Raw genomic sequence first — 16,958 nt, 5'->3', positions numbered from 1 at the left:
ATGCGCAGCAGCTGGCTGATCGTTTCGAGCAGCGACACCGTGCCGTCGGTTCCGGTGATGTCGTCGGCCAGCTGTGCCACCGTGGCGCGCGTTTGCGCCGTCACCGAAAGGTCGAAGGCCGCGTACTCGCTGAAACGACGGGCCTGTGAGGCATCGACGGCGATCAGCTTGCGCGCGAAGCGGTCGATCACGACGTCGTGGCTGCGGTTGGTCGCGTGGTTGGGCGAAGCCGCAGCCGCACCGTCGAGACGGGCGGCAAGCAGCGGCTCGAGCGCCTCGCGTCGTTCGTCCGAGAGTCCCAGCTTTTCGACCGCCGTCGCCAGCACCTCCGGGGCCGCCGCTTCGAGATCGAGCAACAGGCAGAGCGCGTCAGCGAGGTCGACATCGGGGAAGCTCGCCAGCATCGCGCCGTCCATCGTGGCGTCGAGAAGCCCAGGGAGGACGGTCTGCCGGAGCAGCGTCGTCCGGCGGGTTTCGTCGAGGTCGAGCAGCGACCGCGCCAGCTTCGACAGGAGCATCTGGGAGAGCTGCGGGTCGACGCTGGCAAAGAGCGAGGCCAATTCGGAGAACTTCTCGACGAAGGCCGTCTGCGGTTCGATGGCGTCGGCGCGTTGCTCATCGGACAGGCGTATCATCGCGATGGCGATCGCCGCCGGGTCGTCCAGCAGCAACGCCAGGTCGGCGAGCGACACCGAGTCGAAGGACATCGACGGATCGATGAGCACCCACCCCTGGTCGGGGGCGTAGAGGTGGTGAACCGGTCCGCTCTGGGCGAGCCGCTCGTTCCGCCTCCGCTGCTCGCGCGCGACGAGTCGCTGCGCGACCGCGCTCGGGGTTCCCGCCTCGATCACCACCGGGCGATGGGCCGCGCGGACGCCGATGTTGTCAATCCGTTGCTCGGACCACCACGCGGCGAAGGTTGCACCGCCGCGTGGTGTCTCGCGGAGTGCGCTGAGTTCGGTGCAAAAGCGGGTGAGCTCGGCCGCGGTCGTGACGCGCGCGATCTCGACGGCCGCCACCTGGACCCGATGCAGGCGACGGGCGAGGTCCTGCTCGATGGCCGGGCCAGTGATCGTCGCGACGTCGTCGAGCAGCAGGTAGGTCGGCCCGACCCGAAAGGCGAGCCACTCGCGCCCGGTCAGCGCGCGGAGCGCCTCGTGGACGGCGCCGATGGCGTCGGTACAGAATGGGCTGATCGCCGGGTACGTCTGGAATTGGCGCAGCGCCCGGCCGAGGAGCGCGAGACACTCCTTGACCGCCTCGAAGTCCGCGGGGCGCCAGCTGGTCCCCGACGGCGTCGCCTCCACGGAGCGGATGACGCCGAACGGATCGGCGTCGTTGCCCGTGGCCGACGGAACAAGCCGGCGGATGTCCGGCGCTACCTCGGGATGCTGCATCGCGCGCGGCTGGGAAAATGGTCAGGGAGCTGGTGTACGCCCGCAGGCGCCTACGCTTGTAGACGATCGTATTGTGTGTCGGTAATGTGTCGAGGGGTGCGTTGGGGCGGACCGGGCGTCAGGGCGCGCCCACCGGTGGTCTCGTGTCGCTCTTCACCCCACGCCGGTCGTTGCGCCGCGTCAGAACTTGAACGCAAAGCCCAGCAGCGGAATGCCCGGGAAGTAGAACGTGTCGGCGCCTACGGGGCTGCCGAGTGCGAGGTCCACCGCGATCTTCTCGCCCAACATCCGCACGCCGTACGACACGAAGCCGCCCACGTCGTTGTCGAAGGGGACGAACCAGTTCTCGGAGATGAGCGCGATCCGCTTCGTGGCCCGATGCTGCCCGCCCACCGTGAGCACGGGCTTGTTCGCCAGCGTGCCGCCCACGTAACCCCAACCGGCGCCGAGGGTGAGGTTGCTTTCCGGCGAGCCGGTGGTGGCGACGCCGTACAGGATCCCCAGCGACTGCCGACGGCGGTTGCCTTCGTCGTTGGAACTCCACGGCACCGACGCCATGAGCGCACCGAGGGCGACCTTGAGCCGGGGCTGCGAGATCATGGTGTACTTGGGGAGCGCGTAGAAGATGTTGTCGGCGAAGTTGTCCAGCGGCAAGAGCGACATCCCCGCTCCCATCGTGAACCGGTCGGTGACGCCAACGGCGGCGCTCGCGAAGAAGATCCAGAAGTCGGCGACGTAGCCCTCGCCGCGGCGTAGCGGAATGGCGGTGGGGGCGAAGAGCAGTCGGGTGGCGTGTGGGTTCTCCGGCCACAGGACGCCGTCGTGCAGGGCGGTGGCCGGATACGCGCGCACCGAGCGCACCTCGCGGCGTGCCACCGTGGCCGTCATCGCGGACGACACCACGCGCACCGAGTCGGCATTCACCAGCGTGATGCGACCGATCAGGGTGGTCGCGTTGGTGAGCGTCACCGCGTACACGAGCGTCGGATCGTCGAGGCGGACCGAGTCGAGCGGCACCGGTTGCGCGCGCAGCGGCGCGGCGACGAGGCACAGTATGGCGGCGCAGGCCAGCGCCAAGCGACGGAACAGTACGGGCGCGATCAGCATGGGAATCACTCCTGTCGGGTGCGAATCCGGATCATGGGCTTAGTATATGCTAGCCGCCCCCCCGCTGCGCGGGGCTCGTCATTCCATGCCTCGGAGTCGTCCATGTCACGAGTACGTGCGTTCCTTACCCTCAGCGCCGTTCCTTCCTCTCCCGACGTTGGCTTGCTGCTACTGCGGCTGTGGCTTGGCGCGAGCATGTTCGCGCTACACGGCCTGGGAAAGGTGGCGCGGTTGCAGGCGGAGCCGGTGCAGTTTGCCGATCCCTTCGGCTTCGGCGCCGGGGCGTCGCTGCTCTTGGCCACCATGGCCGAGGCGGGCGCGTCGCTGCTGCTGGTGCTCGGGCTGGGCACGCGGTGGGCTGCGCTGGCGCTGAGCGTCACCATGGCCACGGCCTTCGTGTTTGCGCACGGCATGGCGCTGTCGGGTGAGCACAGCGGCGAGTTGCCGTTCGTGTACGCCGCCGGGTTCGTGGCCCTGCTCCTTATGGGGCCGGGGCGCTACAGCGTGGACGAACGCCTGCGCTAGGCGCGGGCGCCGTCACACGTCGAGGAAGCTCCACTCCTTCGTGAACGGGATCCGGCTCATGAGCACCGACCGGTCCTTGAGCACCACGAGACGGTCGCTGGGGTTGATGCCGATCCCGTTCTTCTCGTCGTAGAGCCCCGGCTCCACCGAGAAGGTCATCCCTTCCTCGACCACCGACTCGTCGCCAAGGGCGAGGAAGGGCGGCTGGTGTCCCACGAAGTTCTGCCCCTGCCCATGCCCTGGCCGGTGGTAGATGAACTCCTGCATCCCCTGCTGGATCTGGTAGGCGTGCACCTTGTAGGCGATGTCGGCGCACACGGCACCGGGCTTGGTTTCTTCCACGATCATCTGCACGGTGTCGGCCACCACCTGCCACATGCGGTCGTGCGCGCTGTTGGACGGGCGCAGGATGTAGTTGCGATACCCTTCGCCACCGTAGCCGCCCAGCAGGATGTCGCAGTTCACGTACACGGGCTGCCCCTTCCGGAGGGGCGCGTGGAAGAACTGGTTGGGGTGCGGGTACGCCGTGGCCACGCCGGTGCGCACGTAGTTGCCGGTGACTTCCATCCCCACCGCGCTGTGTGGGCGCCCGTCACGCTGCACGTCGCGCATCATGAGGTTGATGCCGTACTGCGACAACGCCTGGCCCACCTGATAGTCGGTGGTGCGGGTACCATGCTCCAGGATGTAGTCACGCGCGAAGCAGTGCACGAGATCGAAGTAGCGGTAGGCGCGCTGGGTGAGCGCGATCTCTTCCGGCGTCTTGATCACCTGCATGCGCAAACAGAGGTCGCTCACGTCGGCGACTTTGGCGTTGGGAAGCACCCGGTCGAAGGTGCGCTGCGCCGATGGGGTGAGTTCGCGGTCGAGGCCGATGGTGGCGTCACCGAGCCCCTTGGCGGCGAGCTGCCCCAGCACCCACGCCCACAGATCCACCCGCCCACCCTTCGCCAGCTGCCCCCGGTTGGGAAAACCGCCCTCGGCGTGCGGATAACAGAAGTAGTACGCGTTCTCGGTGCACCACCACGACGTGATGAGGTCGCGGTCGATGGCGGGGGAGAACCAGTAGACGGTGTCCGTCTCGCGCGTGGGCATCATGGCCCACGTGGTGCGTTCGCCGCTGCCGCGGAAGCAGCCGGTGAAGTACACGAGGTTGACGTCGCTCTGCAGCAGGAGCACGTCCACACCGCGCGATTTGGCCTGTTCGCGCAGGCGCCGCGACTGCCCCTGATACCACGCCAGCGGCAGCCGGTCGGTGCCCACCGGCGCCGGGGTGGGGTGCCGCGGATTCTCGACCAGAAGCCGCTCCGACCCCTCGCGACCGCCGAGGAAGGACTGGGCGCTGAGCGCCTCGGCGGCGGTGGCGGAAGCGGCCAGCCCCAACCCCATCCGGCGAACGAAGTCGCGACGCGATGCCGTCATGCCGGAATCGAGTGGTGGTGGTGGCCGAGTGACGCGGGGACGGTGCTCAGTTCCCGCCCGGGGGGGCGCCGGCCTTCTTGATGCGGTACTCCTTGTGGCCTTCGCGCTGCTGCCCCTTCATCTCATCGTAGACGGCCACGGCGTCGGTGTTCTTGCCCGCCTTGATGGCCACCTGAAGCTTCTGGACGGTGGCAATGAACTCCTTCATGCCGGCCTGGTAGCCCGCCTTGAACTTGGCCTGCTCGGCCGCCGGGATCTTGGACTGCTTCTCCGGCTCCATCGTCATCGCCGCCTTGGCGTTCGTCTCGATGATGGCGAGCTGCTCGAGGGTGTTCGCGTTCTTCGAGGGGTCGTCGATCTGACGGCCCACGGCTTTGAAGGCCGCGTTCATCGCGCTCATCTTCTTGCCGAGGGGCGTCTTTTCCTCGTCCTGCTGGGCGTGGGCCACGCTGGAGATCGCGAGGGCCAGAACGCAGGCGGCGCCAAACTGCCGGAGTCGCAAATGCATGTGAGGTGGAGTGCAAAGTGGGGAGGAGCTCGCGCCGCCGGGGCCTGCGTGGATGCGCCGAGATGGAGAGATTACGTACCAGACCGTCGGTTCGCTGACCTACCACGGGCGGTGCGCGATGTTCCCGCAGCAAAGGGCTGGTCCCGCGCGTATGTTCCTGTCATGGAACCGGCTGTGCGGGCGGCATTGGCGCCCCCGGTCGGTTCCCCCCGCCTATTCCCTGCCGACATGTCCGATACCGACCAGGCGCCCGACCGGCGCAACTTCGTCGCCAAGGCCGCCTCGATTGTCGTGGGCGGCCTCATTTCCGTGGTGGCGCCCGTGGCCGGGCTGTTCACCCTGTTCGACCCGCTGCGGCGCAAAACCGACACCCGCGGGCTCGTGCGCGTGGCGTCGCTCGCCTCGCTCGAGACCAACGGCCCGCCGCGGAAGTTCCCGGTGCTCGACACGCTGGTCGACGCGTGGAACACAACCGAGAACGTGCCCGTGGGCTCCGTGTACCTGCAGCGCACCGGTGACGCCACCGTGCGCGTGCTCAATTCGGTGTGTCCGCATTTGGGGTGCTCGGTGGGCTACAACGCCAGCACGCACGGCTACTTCTGCCCGTGCCACCGCAGCAGCTTCACGCTGGATGGGGCGATCGCCGACCCGAAGAGTCCGAGCCCGCGCGGCATGGATGAATTGGAGGCGGTGATTCGCGACGGCGACGTCTGGGTGCGCTTCCAGAACTTCCGCAAAGGCTCCCCCGACAAGATCGCCGTCTGATGGCCGAGCAGCCGAGTAACGAACGACCGTCGATCGGGTCCTGGATCGACTCGCGCACCGGTTACAAAGGGCTGTTGCACGAGGCCCTGTTCGAAAACGTCCCCGGCGGTGCACGGTGGCGCTACGTGTGGGGCAGCACGCTCACGTTCTTCTTCGTGGTGCAGGTCATCACGGGGGTGTTCCTGTGGATGTCCTACAGCCCCAGCTCGCAGACGGCGTGGGAGAGCGTGTACTACATCCAGCACCAGATGCTGGGGGGCTGGTTCCTGCGCGGCCTGCACCATTTCGTGGCGCAGGCCATGACGGTGCTGCTGGTGTTGCACCTCATGCAGGTCATCATCGACGGCGCGTACAAGGCGCCGCGCGAGATGAACTACTGGTTCGGTGTCGTGCTCCTGATCCTCGTACTGGCGCTGTCGCTCACCGGCTATCTGTTGCCGTGGGATCAGAACGGCTACTGGTCTACGGCGGTATCCACGAACATCGTCGGCATGAGTCCCGGGATCGGACAGTCGTTGCAAACGGTCGTGGTGGGTGGCGTCACGTATGGTCATCTCACGCTCACGCGCTTCTTCGCGTTGCACGCCGGTATCATCCCGGGGCTCATCATCGTGCTGATCGTCGGGCACGTGTATCTGTTCCGCAAACACGGGCTCACCCCCAAGCAGCCACTCAAGGGCCCCGATCAGGGCTTCTGGCCCGAGCAGGTGTTGCGTGATGCGGTCGCGTGCCTCGCCGTACTCGCGGTCGTGCTCTTCTTCGTGGTACGCGAGCAGGGTGCTCCCCTCGGTGCACCGGCCGATCCCGCCGAGCAGTTCTCGGCGGCCCGTCCCGAATGGTACTTCCTGTTCCTGTTCCAGTTCCTCAAGTACTTCCCCGGCAAGACGGAAATCATCGGCGCCATCGTGCTCCCCACGGTGGGGCTTGTCGTGCTGATGGCCATGCCGGTGCTCGGACGCTGGAAGCTCGGCCACCGCTTCAACGTGGGATTCATGGGCGCGATGCTGGCCGGCGCGGCACTGCTCTCCTGGCAGTCGATTGCCGCCGATCGCAATGATGCCGAGTACCAGGTGGCCAAGGCCGTGTCCAAGCGCGACGCCGCGCGCGCGGTGGAACTGGCGAACGCCGGCGTGCCGATCACGGGCGCGCTCACGCTCATGCGGAACGACCCGTACACGCAGGGGCCGCGCATCTTCTCGCGCAATTGCGCGTCGTGTCATCGCTACGACGGGCACGACGGCATGGGCAACGCGCTGCCCAAGGACTCGATCTCGGCGTCTGATCTGAAGGGCTACGGCTCACGCGAGTGGGCGCAGGGGTTCCTCAACGCCGACACGATTCTCACGATGCGCTACTGGGGTGGCACGGCGCACACTGAAGGCGACATGACCGGCTGGCTGGGCGATCACATGCCGGATACGCCCGAGGAGCAGGCGACACGTCGCAACGTGGTGCTGGCGTTGTCGTCGCAGGCGGCGCTCTCGCGGCAGGCGGCGATGGACAAGAAGGACAGCGCGCAGATCGCGATGGGCATCGCGTTCATGCGCGACACGAAGAACGGCTGCGCGGAGTGCCACAAGTTCCAGGACGTGGGCACGGACAGCCCGGAGTTGGATGGGTGGGCATCGCGCGAGTGGATGGTGGCGTTCGTGAACGACCCCTCGCACCCGCGCTTTTTCGGTCGCGACAACGATCGCATGCCGTCGTACGGCACTGAGAAGAGCCTGAGCCAGCGCGAGATCGAGATGGTGGTGGATTGGATCCGTCAGGAGTGGTACACGCCGAAGACGGCGGTGGCGCGCAAGTAGTCGGATGGTCGTGCGAGGGGCCTGACCGCGCCCCTCGCACGCACTTCGCACTCGTCATCGTGGCGGCGACCGTTTACCCGATGAGGGGAGCGCCTTCAACGCGAACGGATCGACCGTGGGATCCTCGTGCCACTCGTATTCGAGTGAGCGCGCCAGCAGGCGTGCGCGGTCGAGGCCGTATAGCTTCTGTATGAGCCCGAGTGCCATGTCGGTGCCTGCCGACACGCCGGACGACGTGAACAGCTTGCCGTCTTCCACCCACCGCGCCTTCACGATCCAGTCCACCAACGGATCCTCGTCGACGGCCCAGGAGAAGTACAGTTTGTTCGACGTGGCTCGGTGACCGGACAGGATTCCGGCCTTGGCGAGGAGCACCGATCCGGTACAGACCGACGAGGTGATTTCGGTGCGCGCATGCTGCAGGCGCAGATACTCGATGAACTGCGGATTTTGCAATTCGGTGCGCGTGCCGATGCCGCCTGGCACCATCATGATATCGAGCGGCGGAGCGGACTCGAAGGAATAATCCGCCACGACCGACACACCGTTAGCCGAGCGCACGGTGCCGGCCTTCTGCGCGACGAAAATCACATGGAACTCCGGCACGTACGACCACATCTCGACCGGGCCAAACACGTCGAGGACCTCGAATCCCGGATATAGCACAACGCCCACCGTCTTTTTCGCCGTCGTTTGTGCTGCGGCCGGATTCTCGTTGCCGCTCGTGCCCACGATCGGCGGGGCGGGTTTGTTGATCTTCGGATCGAGCGCGGCACGCAGATACGCGACACGGCCGCCAGCCTTGTGCGCGCGATACTCATCGACATTGGGGACGCCATCACCGTCAGCATCACCGTCGAACGCGAGATAGCGCCCTTGGGCCAGCGCCAGCGAGTAGTTCGCCTTGAGCGGAGCACCGAAGTTGGCGACCATGTCACCGTAGGCTTCGGTTGAAGCTTGGCCGAGCATCATGTACCCCGCCGTCACATCGACGGCGGTTGGATAGGTCGAGAGCAGGGCTTTCAGGTCGATAGTGGCCGAGGCGCGTGCCTGCTCGAACGCCGCGCGTATGTCCGCATGATGCAGCCCTCCGGATTTGCGCAGGTCCATGGCCGGGGAGGCGAGCACGGCGCCCAGCAGCGCCAGTTCGTCGCCGTCGGGAATGCCATTGGGGGCGTTGGACGCGCCTCGGTTCGCGTCATTGGTGACCGGGTCGAATCCCAAGCCACGCATCGCCGCGTCAAAATCCACCACCATCTGTGTGCCGGCCGTAAGCGGCCGCGTCCGTGATGCCTGCGCGAGTGCCGGTTGACTCACGGCACCGAGCAGCAGCGCTATCCCCACGCCGCGCGCCGCCCTCATTTCGTACCGCCGACCGTGAAGGCAATCGTACCGTTCACAACGTGACCGTCCTTCGACATCGCCTTCCACGTCACCGTGTACCGACCTGCGGTGAGCGGGCTCTTGAACATCGCAACCGCCGGCGCGCCCTTGTCGGCAGTACGCGTCGGCGCGGCCGTCATCACCGCGGCGCCCGTCTGGGTCTTGACCTCGATCTTCGTCGCCGGAAGTTCGGTGGCCTCGCTGAACCACAGGCGCACGGCGTCAGGCGACGATGTGAGGGTGGTATCGGCTGCGGGAAACGAACGCAGGAGCTTGAGGTGTCGCATCGCTGCGCCGGTGGAGGCGCTCGTCATCAATGCCGCGACGATAGCGAGGGAAAGAAACGTCGAGCGCGAGTGGGACCGCGTACGCGTGCTGTTCATCGGTGACTCCAAGGATTCGAGAAGCGGGGATCGGTCAGAAACGTGCTGTCGGTGAGTGCCCGCAGAAACGCGAGCATGTCGAGCTTTTCGCGCGGCGTAAATCCGATGCGCTTCATGAATTCGGCGCGATAGGGATTGGTCGAGCCCACGCCGGCGTGTGGTCCACGGCGGATGGTGCGACCGCCCACGTCATAGTGGTCCAGTACCTGGTCGAGTGTCGCGATGCTTCCGTCATGCATGTAGGGGGCGGTCACGGCGATATTGCGAAGCGACGGTGCCTTGAATCGCCCCATGTCGTCGGGATCGTCGGTGACGGCATGCACGCCGGTGTTGGGCGCGGGATACGCGCCCTTGCCATCGATGTTGTACAGGCCCGTATTGTGAAACTCGATCTCGGCGAAGCCTTTGCCGACGAAGTTGCTGGATCCCGTGAAATTGAAGCCACCGTGACAGTGGAAACACTCAGTCTTCTCGGAGAAGAACAGCGCTTCGCCGCGGCGCGCCGCCGCACTGATGGCGCGAGGGGCACCAGCCTTATAGGCGTCGTACGGCGATCGACCGGAGATCAGCGTGCGCTCGAACGCACCGATGGCTTTCACGATGCGGTCGAGCGTGACGAGCTCCTGGCCGCCCGGAAAGGCGGCGGCAAAGAGCTGCTGATAGCGTGGGTCAGCCCCGACGCGCTGGAGGAGCGCCCGCTCCTGCCCCTGCAGTCCGAGCTCCACCGGATCGTCGCCGAACATCGGCACAATGGCCTGTTGCTCGAGCGACTTCATGCCAGGATTCGCCCAGGTGAGCACGGGGCTGTACGCCACGTTGGCGAGCCCCATACTCCCACGCGGATGCCGCTCGCCGGTGGCCCCGACCGCGCGCGCGCGACCGTCGGTAAAGGCCCGCCGCTGCTCGTGACAGGAGGCGCAACTGAACGTGCCGTTCCCGGACAACCGTGTGTCGTAGAAGAGATGTCGACCCAACTCCACCTTGCTGACCGACATGGGATTGTCGGCCGGCACGTTGGGTGTCGGAAAACCCTTGGGCAGTGCCCACACCCACTCTGAGACGGCGTTCTGGCCGGTAACTCGCGGTGGTGCGATGAGTGCCAGGAGCAGTCCACCTGCTGCCAGAAGCCCGGCGTGTCGTCGGCGTGGCATCGCGTACTACTTCGACGCGCCGACCGACATCGCCGAACGCTGTCCGATCCGGAAGAACCGCGGCGTATCGTCACCCGTGCCCGCCGAGTGCGTGAGTCCGAGGGAAGAAAAGAGTGCCCCGCAGTCGCGATCGGTATCGGCCGACATGCAACCGGCGGCGGTCGCCGGCTGGTTGCGGCGCACATCCGCACGGGACAGCAACGACGCGAGATCGGCGATCACGACGTCCGTGGCGGGATCGAAGCCGGGCAGGGAGACGGTCGCCCGATTCGGATGCGCACAGGATGCAGGTCCCGTGGCCGTGGGCGTCGCCTTCGTGCAGCCGGTGCTTCCGAGATGAATGACCCAAGGCGTGGCGGCGGAGTCGGCGGCCGTGGCGCGGAGATCGACGCGCAGGAACTTGTGTCCCGACTGCCACGCCCAGAATAACTGCGACAGCGACAGTGGCGGCGGCGCACTGGCGAGGTCTTCGTGGTTGCGCGCGAACGGCACCCCGAGGGTGAAGGCGACGCCGCGATAGTCATTGGGCGGGGCCATCACGACGACGGCATCGCGGGTCTCGGGCGTGCCGTTCGCGCACGAGGCGGTCCCGTTTTCGAAATCGAGGAGCGCCACGTCGCGATCCTGCCACGGAGACTCGGGGCGGAGCGCCACCCGCACCGTATCGCCAAGACGGGTCACGAGTCGCACGTCGTGGACATAGAAGCGGAAGTCACTGGCAACGACGGAGGCCTTCGTTGTGCCGATGTTGGTGTATCTGGTGCCACACGTGAAGGCCGTCGTGTCCACGACGCCGCGAAAGCGCACGGTGATCGCGACCAGCGAGTCGGAGCGAATTGGCCGGTCGTCCGTGACCGGGGCCGTCCTCTGTCCGGCGGACGAGGTGGCGGCGACACTGAGGAGGAGGGTGCTGCTGAGCAGGAGCGCGCGCAGGGCGCGCCGAGGCGAGACCTCGAGAGGCATGGCGATGTCCGAATAGAGGCGTTCGCCGCCACCGTGTCAGGCCCGACACGATGACGGCGCGACCGGCAGGAGGCCTACGTGGCGCCGGTCGAAAGCGAGTACGCCAGACGCACGTACCGGCGCGGCGATGGACGCCACGCGAACGCGCGTGTACCGGCGAACGGGGATGTGGGGCGCGCGAGATGCGGACGCGCGGAGTGGCCGACCGAGGGTCGGCGTACGTCAGGTGCGGGCGCTGACGGGTGGGGCAATCGCGAACGGCAAGACGAAGTCGATCCACTCGGGAACGAAGCCGCTGCGGCTGACGATGAAGGTCGGCCGGCCAATCGCCGGGGAGGCGATGGTACCGATCGGAAAGACGGGGGGCAGCACGACGGCGGTCGCGCAGCAGTGCCCAAGGCAATCGCAGGTGTGCGCCGGGGCATCCTGCGTCGGGCCGTGTGGCGAAGAGTGGGCGTGCTCAGAGACGGCCGACGACGAATCCCAGAGCTGATGCCCGGCATGGGCGCCCTGCCCGTGGTGTGCCGATGCAGGCAAAGCCGACGGTATCGGAGTGGCGGGCAGCTGACCATGCAGCCCGTGTCCACCCGTCGGGCATGGCATGGCCACAGCGCGGGCGGCGACGACACCGCACCACACCACCATCATCAGGGCGTGTACCAATCGGGACACGCGACCCCGTGCCACGCGGGAAGCCATGTGGGTTACGTATGTGCCAATTGGTCGCGCTGTCAAGTAGGCGGCGATCGTCGCCGCTGTACCGATGCTCGGTTGGCGGCCGTCGGCGTGGTTGGTCACGTTCGCAAAGAACCCCTCGCCCGTGCGCGCCGCGACCTGCCAGCGGTCTGGGTCACCGAACCACCATGTGGATGAGCATTTTCCGCGGTACGTTCCTCACACCACCCCCGTCTGGAGCATTTTCATGCGTTTTCGTCGTTGCCGATCGGTTCGTGTCGCCGCGGCCTGTGTCGCGCTAACCCTGTGCGCACTGCCGCTGTCTGCGCTGTCGCATGCGCTTCGGGCGCAGGTCGCGCCGCCGGTGGGGGCCCCCGACACGGTGCTGTCCATCGCGAAGCCGCGCAATCCGCTGCCGACCGAAGCGGCGAGTGCGAGCGCTACGCGCTTCTCGTTCATCGCGTACGGGGATACGCGCGGCAGGCGCGACGGCGTGAGTGAGCAGTATGAGCATTCGCTCGTGGTGGAGTCCATGCTCCGCACCATCAAGAGCATGGAGAACGGCCCCGAGCCCGTGCGGTTTGTGCTGCAAAGCGGCGACGCCGTGGTGAACGGGCGTGATCCCAAACAGTGGAACGTGAGTTTCATCGGCCTCATCAATCGGCTCACCACCATTGGTGGGGTGCCGTACTTTCTCGCGCCTGGCAATCACGATGTCACGTCGGCGGCTGAGCTCAGTGCGCCGGGGCGTCTGGTGGGTTTGCAGAACTACCTGCGTGCCGTGGGGCAGCTCATTCCGGCCGATGGGGCCACGCGTCGACTGGCGGGATACCCCACGTATGCGTTCGGGTACGGCAACACATTTGTGATCGCGTTTGATTCCAATATTGCTGAGGACTCGACGCAACTGGCGTGGGTGCGCGGACAGTTGGAAGGGCTCGATCGCACGCGATATACGCATGTGGTGGCCTTCTTCCATCATCCCGCGTACTCGTCAGGGCCGCACGGCGGCACCACCATCGAGCGTCCCACGGTGGCGGTGCGCGCGAACTACATGCCGTTGTTCCGCCGGCACAACGTGGAGATGCTGTTCACCGGGCACGAGCACTTCTTCGAGCACTTCGTCGAGCGCTATCGCGATGCCACCGGACAGCCGCGTCGCATCGACCAGATCGTGAGCGGCGGCGGTGGCGCGCCGTTGTATACGTATCAGGGCGAGCCCGACCTGCGCGCGTACACGCAAGCCGCCGGTGCCGACTCGGCCCGCGTGACGCATCTGGTGCGCCCGGGCGTCAGGGCGGGGGACAACGCGTATCACTACACCGTCGTCCACGTGGACGGTGCCCGCGTGTGGGTGGAAGTGATCGGGGTGGACTGGGGCGCCGGCTTTGCGCCCTACCAGAGTAATCGGAGCATGCTGGGGGATACGGTGGTGCGGCGGGACTGAACTGCCAAACAGCTTCAACGCCAGCTTCTGTTGCGAGCGGACCGCCCGATGCTTCACGCTGCGCGGATGGTCGGTCCGCTCGGCAACAGCAAGCACCGTTAGGCCGGCACCACGCAGACGTTGCGTCGAAATAGCCCGTCGCGCAACGGAACGGTGATGGTCCGCATCCGAGTCGACTGTATGCTCGGCGCTCCCCGGTCCCGGAGCGTGCATGCCCGACGCGGCGCCGGCGGTGCGTGGCGTCTACAAACCCCGACGCCCCCAGGCGTCGCCGCTCTTTCGGTTGGTGTCGGACCACCTGCATCGCCTGCAGACGGTTTACGACGAGCGCTTTGCGCGCGAGTATGGCCCGTGGCGCCCCGTCGTCGCGCAGGTCGCTGACAAGTTCCTCGCCTGCGGCGTGCTTGAGCACGGCTTCGCCCGCATGCGCTGCGACGACTGTGCACACGAATACTTGCTCGCGTTCTCGTGCAAGTGCCGCTACTTCTGTCCGAGCTGTCACGCCAAGCGGTTGGCCATCTGGACCCAGTGGCTGGACACGACACTGCTCGCGCCGGTGCCGCACCGGCAGGTGGTGCTCACCATCCCCAAGCGGCTCCGGGCGTACTGTCTGTACCGGCGCCGCCTGCTCGGAGAGATCGCCCGCGCCGCCGTCCGCACCGTCACCGCCGCCATTCGGACGCTGACGGGCGAGCGCGACCTCGCCGTCGGCATCGTGGCGTGCCTGCAGACGCATGGGTCGCGGGCCAATTGGCATCCGCACCTGCACCTCCTTGTCACCGACGGCGGGTTCCGGCCGGATGGGACGTTTGTGTCGTGGCCAGTGCATGACACCGCCCGGTTGACCGAGGCGTTCCGCCGCGCCGTGCTCCGCTTGTTCGTGCGCCTGGCGCTCTTCGACGAAGACCAAGCCGCCGGCATGCTCACCTGGCCGCACTCGGGATTTCACGTCCACACCGCCGTCTGGGTGCCCGAGGACGATCGCGCGTTCGCCACCCGACTCGCCAGGTACTGTGCGCGGAATCCCATCGCGCTGGAGCGCCTGACCTACGACCGAGCCGCCAAGGCGGTGACATACCGGTCGGACAAGTCCGAGGGCCCGACGGCGGGCACCGAGACCGCCGACCCGCTCGAGTTCCTGGCCCGGGTGCTGGTGCACATCCCCGACCAGGGCCACGTCACCACGCGGTACTATGGCTGGTATGCCAACCGCCCGCGGGGCACGCGGGACAAGGCGGCGCTCGCCGCCGCAGACGGGCCGGGGCCACCCGCCATCGCCCCTGCGCCCCGACTCGCGCCGACGGAGGCCACCCGCCGGTGGGCGGCGCTCCTCCAACAGATCTTCGAGGTCGACCCGCTCGCGTGTCCCACCTGCCACGGCGCGATGCGCATCGTCGCCTTCATCACCCAGGCGTCCGTGATCGACCAGATCCTCACCCACCTCCGCACCCGCGCCTCCCGTGAGGCGCACGCCGGGCCACGGAGCCCCCCATCGACGCGGGCCCCCGCGAGCCGGGGTACGGCACGCGCCCCATGCCCGTCCGCCCACGCTCCGCCGGTCACCTGAGGACGGCCCCGACGCGCCGCCACCACGCGGGGATCTTCGGCGTGGGCGGCGGTCCCACCGGCGCGACGGATTGGCCTCCGCCGGCATCGCTCCCCCACGGTGACCGCCGTTCCCACGGCCCTCGAGTCGCACGAACACGTCAGCGGGCACGCCGCCGCCCGCCAGTCGGTGCTTACGCGGTCAGTGATCGCGCCTTATGCTCGACGGATAGTCGAACCGCTCCGATTGAAATTCCTATCCCGATGGCCTTCGCGTCGCAGAGCGGCTCGGGGCTGCTCATGCTGGCCATCAAGTGGACCTTCAGCATTCTGCGCATCGCGCTCTTCGCGCGCGTGATCTCGAGCTGGGTGGGCGGGGGCCCGTACTCCAAGTGGTGGCGGTGGAGCTACGTCCTCACCGAGTGGTTCCTGGCGCCGCTGCGCAATGTGATTCCGACCATAGGCATGATCGACATCTCGGTCCTTGTGGCCTACTTCGGCCTGGGGATCCTGGAATCGGTCGTTACCGGCGCGCTTTTTTGATTACTGAGATCTGAGATCTGAGTGCCGAGAGCTCAGCGCTCGCGGTGAGAGGTCGAGAGTCGAGACGTCAGCCCGGATAGGCGTGAGAGTCGAGTGACGCAGCGGTGAGAAGCCAGGACCCGCGGTTTGGGGCTGATCCCTCGATGCGATGCGCAGCAGGGCACCAGATTGTTGCCCTGCGTCCCGATACCTCGGGTTCAGCGTCTGTGGCGTTGCTGGCGCCAAGTGATGGATCGATGCAACAACCGCAGGTGACTCCACACAGTCTATTTTTTCAAAGTCGTTGACTATAATTGACTTAGACAGTTTCGCATGCCTCGGCATCGTCTGGCATGTTTTGTGATTGAGCATACGATATTCCTGTGGTCCCACCCTCCGTCCCCTCCCGAAAATGCGAAAGTTCGCCGTTGTACTGGCCGCCGCTACGGCGCTGACGGCCTCCTCGATGCAAGCCCAGACGTTTTATGGTTTGGACAACGTGAGTGGCATTACCGGCAGCGGCGGCACGGCAACCAACTCGAACTCCGCGCGCGCTCAGTTCCTCTCGTTTCTGTCTTCGACGGTTCAGACGGAGACGTTCGAAGGGTTTTCCGTCGGAACGGTCAATCCGAATCTTTCCTTCGTCGGCTCGGGGCCGACGATCAGCGCCACCCTCACTGGGAACGGCGAGGTACGGCTCGCCTGCAACGCTGGTGCGTGCCCGATCAACCCCGGGCTCACCGATCAGGACCCCCGCTTCTTCCGCCTCTCAACGGGTGCGGGATCTGAATTCTCGGTCAAGTTCAACCAGACAGTTGCTGCCTTTGGCGTCGACGGCTCTGACATCTCTGACGCAGGCTCGAGTTTCTTCGTCCAGTTCCTGCTGGGAGGCACGGCTCTTTCGGGCTTCGGGTCGCCGTTCAACGTCACCAATTCCGGCAGCCTCAATACGGGTAACCAGCTGTTCTTCGGCTATATCAACACCGGTGGTTTCGATGAAGTCCGTTTCTCGAGCAACAGGAGCGGTGACATTTTCGGCTTCGACAACATGACCGTGGGTGACGTCCGGCAGGTCTCGTCGGTGCCGGAACCGGCCTCTTTCGCTCTCGTTGGCGCGGGCCTGCTTGGCCTCGTGGGTGTGGCGCGTCGCCGTCGCGCGTAATTGGATTCACGGCAGACTTCAAGACGAGGCAACAGCGACGGCGTAGACTATACACCATGACTCGATCCGGGGTACGCTGGGGCGCCGGCTTTGCGCCCTACCAGAGTAATCGGAGCGTGCTGGGGGATACGCTGGTGCGGCGGGACTGAACTGCCAACGGCTTAGGGGGCAGGGGGGAGGGTGTCAGGGAGGAGG

The 16,958-nt window shown here is 66.5% G+C and carries 16 protein-coding genes; 7 read left to right on the top strand and 9 right to left on the bottom strand.

Annotated features, from left to right (window positions below; genetic code table 11):
- Together ACIRA7_RS09775 and ACIRA7_RS09770 are read right to left on the bottom strand one after the other, a co-directional pair.
- The coding region (locus tag ACIRA7_RS09775; RefSeq protein ID WP_396220656.1) for a hypothetical protein at window positions 1-1,397 on the bottom strand (1,397 nt) is incomplete at its 3' end.
- A 180-nt stretch (window positions 1,398-1,577) separates the two neighbouring features.
- Window positions 1,578-2,504: a hypothetical protein gene (locus ACIRA7_RS09770; RefSeq protein ID WP_396220655.1), complete on the bottom strand. Its 927-nt coding sequence runs from the start codon at window positions 2,502-2,504 to the stop codon at window positions 1,578-1,580.
- Between the two features lie 102 nt (window positions 2,505-2,606).
- Between ACIRA7_RS09770 and ACIRA7_RS09765 the strand changes: the two genes are divergently transcribed.
- Window positions 2,607-3,029, top strand: coding sequence for a DoxX family protein (locus tag ACIRA7_RS09765; RefSeq protein WP_396220654.1), 423 nt, complete (start codon window positions 2,607-2,609; stop codon window positions 3,027-3,029).
- A gap of 12 nt (window positions 3,030-3,041) precedes the next feature.
- Here ACIRA7_RS09765 and ACIRA7_RS09760 read toward each other — a convergent pair whose 3' ends face one another.
- Together ACIRA7_RS09760 and ACIRA7_RS09755 are read right to left on the bottom strand one after the other, a co-directional pair.
- Window positions 3,042-4,451 (bottom strand): M24 family metallopeptidase, encoded by a 1,410-nt coding sequence (locus ACIRA7_RS09760; RefSeq protein ID WP_396220653.1) that lies wholly within the window; start codon window positions 4,449-4,451, stop codon window positions 3,042-3,044.
- A gap of 46 nt (window positions 4,452-4,497) precedes the next feature.
- The gene (locus tag ACIRA7_RS09755; RefSeq protein WP_396220652.1) at window positions 4,498-4,959 is read right to left on the bottom strand and encodes a cytochrome b562; all 462 of its coding nucleotides are present in this window, start codon (window positions 4,957-4,959) and stop codon (window positions 4,498-4,500) included.
- 228 nt (window positions 4,960-5,187) lie between these two features.
- Here ACIRA7_RS09755 and ACIRA7_RS09750 point away from each other — a divergent pair, with 228 nt between their 5' ends.
- Window positions 5,188-5,724, top strand: coding sequence for a ubiquinol-cytochrome c reductase iron-sulfur subunit (locus ACIRA7_RS09750; protein ID WP_396220651.1), 537 nt, complete (start codon window positions 5,188-5,190; stop codon window positions 5,722-5,724).
- Window positions 5,724-7,532 carry a cytochrome b N-terminal domain-containing protein gene (locus ACIRA7_RS09745; RefSeq protein ID WP_396220650.1) on the top strand — a complete coding sequence of 603 codons (1,809 nt, stop codon included), beginning with the start codon at window positions 5,724-5,726 and terminating at the stop codon, window positions 7,530-7,532. The genes ACIRA7_RS09750 and ACIRA7_RS09745 overlap by 1 nt, the downstream gene beginning before the upstream one ends.
- A 54-nt stretch (window positions 7,533-7,586) precedes the next feature.
- Here the strand turns inward: ACIRA7_RS09745 and ACIRA7_RS09740 are convergent, their stop codons facing one another.
- The 5 genes from ACIRA7_RS09740 to ACIRA7_RS09720 form a co-directional block, all read right to left on the bottom strand.
- A complete protein-coding gene (locus tag ACIRA7_RS09740; protein WP_396220649.1) occupies window positions 7,587-8,894 on the bottom strand; it encodes a DJ-1/PfpI family protein in 1,308 nt (435 codons plus the stop codon).
- Window positions 8,891-9,298, bottom strand: a complete 408-nt coding sequence (locus tag ACIRA7_RS09735) for a copper resistance protein CopC (RefSeq protein WP_396220648.1) — start codon at window positions 9,296-9,298, stop codon at window positions 8,891-8,893. Before ACIRA7_RS09735 ends, ACIRA7_RS09740 begins: the two co-directional genes overlap by 4 nt.
- Complete coding sequence (locus ACIRA7_RS09730; protein ID WP_396220647.1) at window positions 9,295-10,449, bottom strand: MbnH family di-heme enzyme; 1,155 nt, start codon at window positions 10,447-10,449, stop codon at window positions 9,295-9,297. The genes ACIRA7_RS09735 and ACIRA7_RS09730 overlap by 4 nt, the downstream gene beginning before the upstream one ends.
- Window positions 10,450-10,455: 6 nt before the next feature.
- A complete protein-coding gene (locus tag ACIRA7_RS09725; RefSeq protein WP_396220646.1) occupies window positions 10,456-11,412 on the bottom strand; it encodes an MbnP family copper-binding protein in 957 nt (318 codons plus the stop codon).
- Between the two features lie 222 nt (window positions 11,413-11,634).
- Window positions 11,635-11,784 (bottom strand): hypothetical protein, encoded by a 150-nt coding sequence (locus ACIRA7_RS09720; RefSeq protein WP_396220645.1) that lies wholly within the window; start codon window positions 11,782-11,784, stop codon window positions 11,635-11,637.
- Window positions 11,785-12,334: 550 nt separating this feature from the next.
- Between ACIRA7_RS09720 and ACIRA7_RS09715 the strand changes: the two genes are divergently transcribed.
- The 4 genes from ACIRA7_RS09715 (at window position 12,335) to ACIRA7_RS09700 (ending at window position 16,763) form a co-directional block, all read left to right on the top strand.
- A complete protein-coding gene (locus ACIRA7_RS09715; RefSeq protein WP_396220644.1) occupies window positions 12,335-13,534 on the top strand; it encodes a metallophosphoesterase family protein in 1,200 nt (399 codons plus the stop codon).
- A 211-nt stretch (window positions 13,535-13,745) separates the two neighbouring features.
- Window positions 13,746-15,101 carry a transposase gene (locus ACIRA7_RS09710; protein WP_396220643.1) on the top strand — a complete coding sequence of 452 codons (1,356 nt, stop codon included), beginning with the start codon at window positions 13,746-13,748 and terminating at the stop codon, window positions 15,099-15,101.
- A gap of 242 nt (window positions 15,102-15,343) precedes the next feature.
- Complete coding sequence (locus ACIRA7_RS09705; protein WP_396220642.1) at window positions 15,344-15,622, top strand: YggT family protein; 279 nt, start codon at window positions 15,344-15,346, stop codon at window positions 15,620-15,622.
- A 391-nt stretch (window positions 15,623-16,013) separates the two neighbouring features.
- Window positions 16,014-16,763 (top strand): PEP-CTERM sorting domain-containing protein, encoded by a 750-nt coding sequence (locus ACIRA7_RS09700; protein WP_396220641.1) that lies wholly within the window; start codon window positions 16,014-16,016, stop codon window positions 16,761-16,763.
- Window positions 16,764-16,958: the final 195 nt, after the last annotated feature.

Source organism: Gemmatimonas sp. (genome assembly GCF_044376735.1).
GTDB lineage: Bacteria > Gemmatimonadota > Gemmatimonadetes > Gemmatimonadales > Gemmatimonadaceae > Gemmatimonas.
This window is presented reverse-complemented; position numbering and strand designations above follow the sequence as displayed.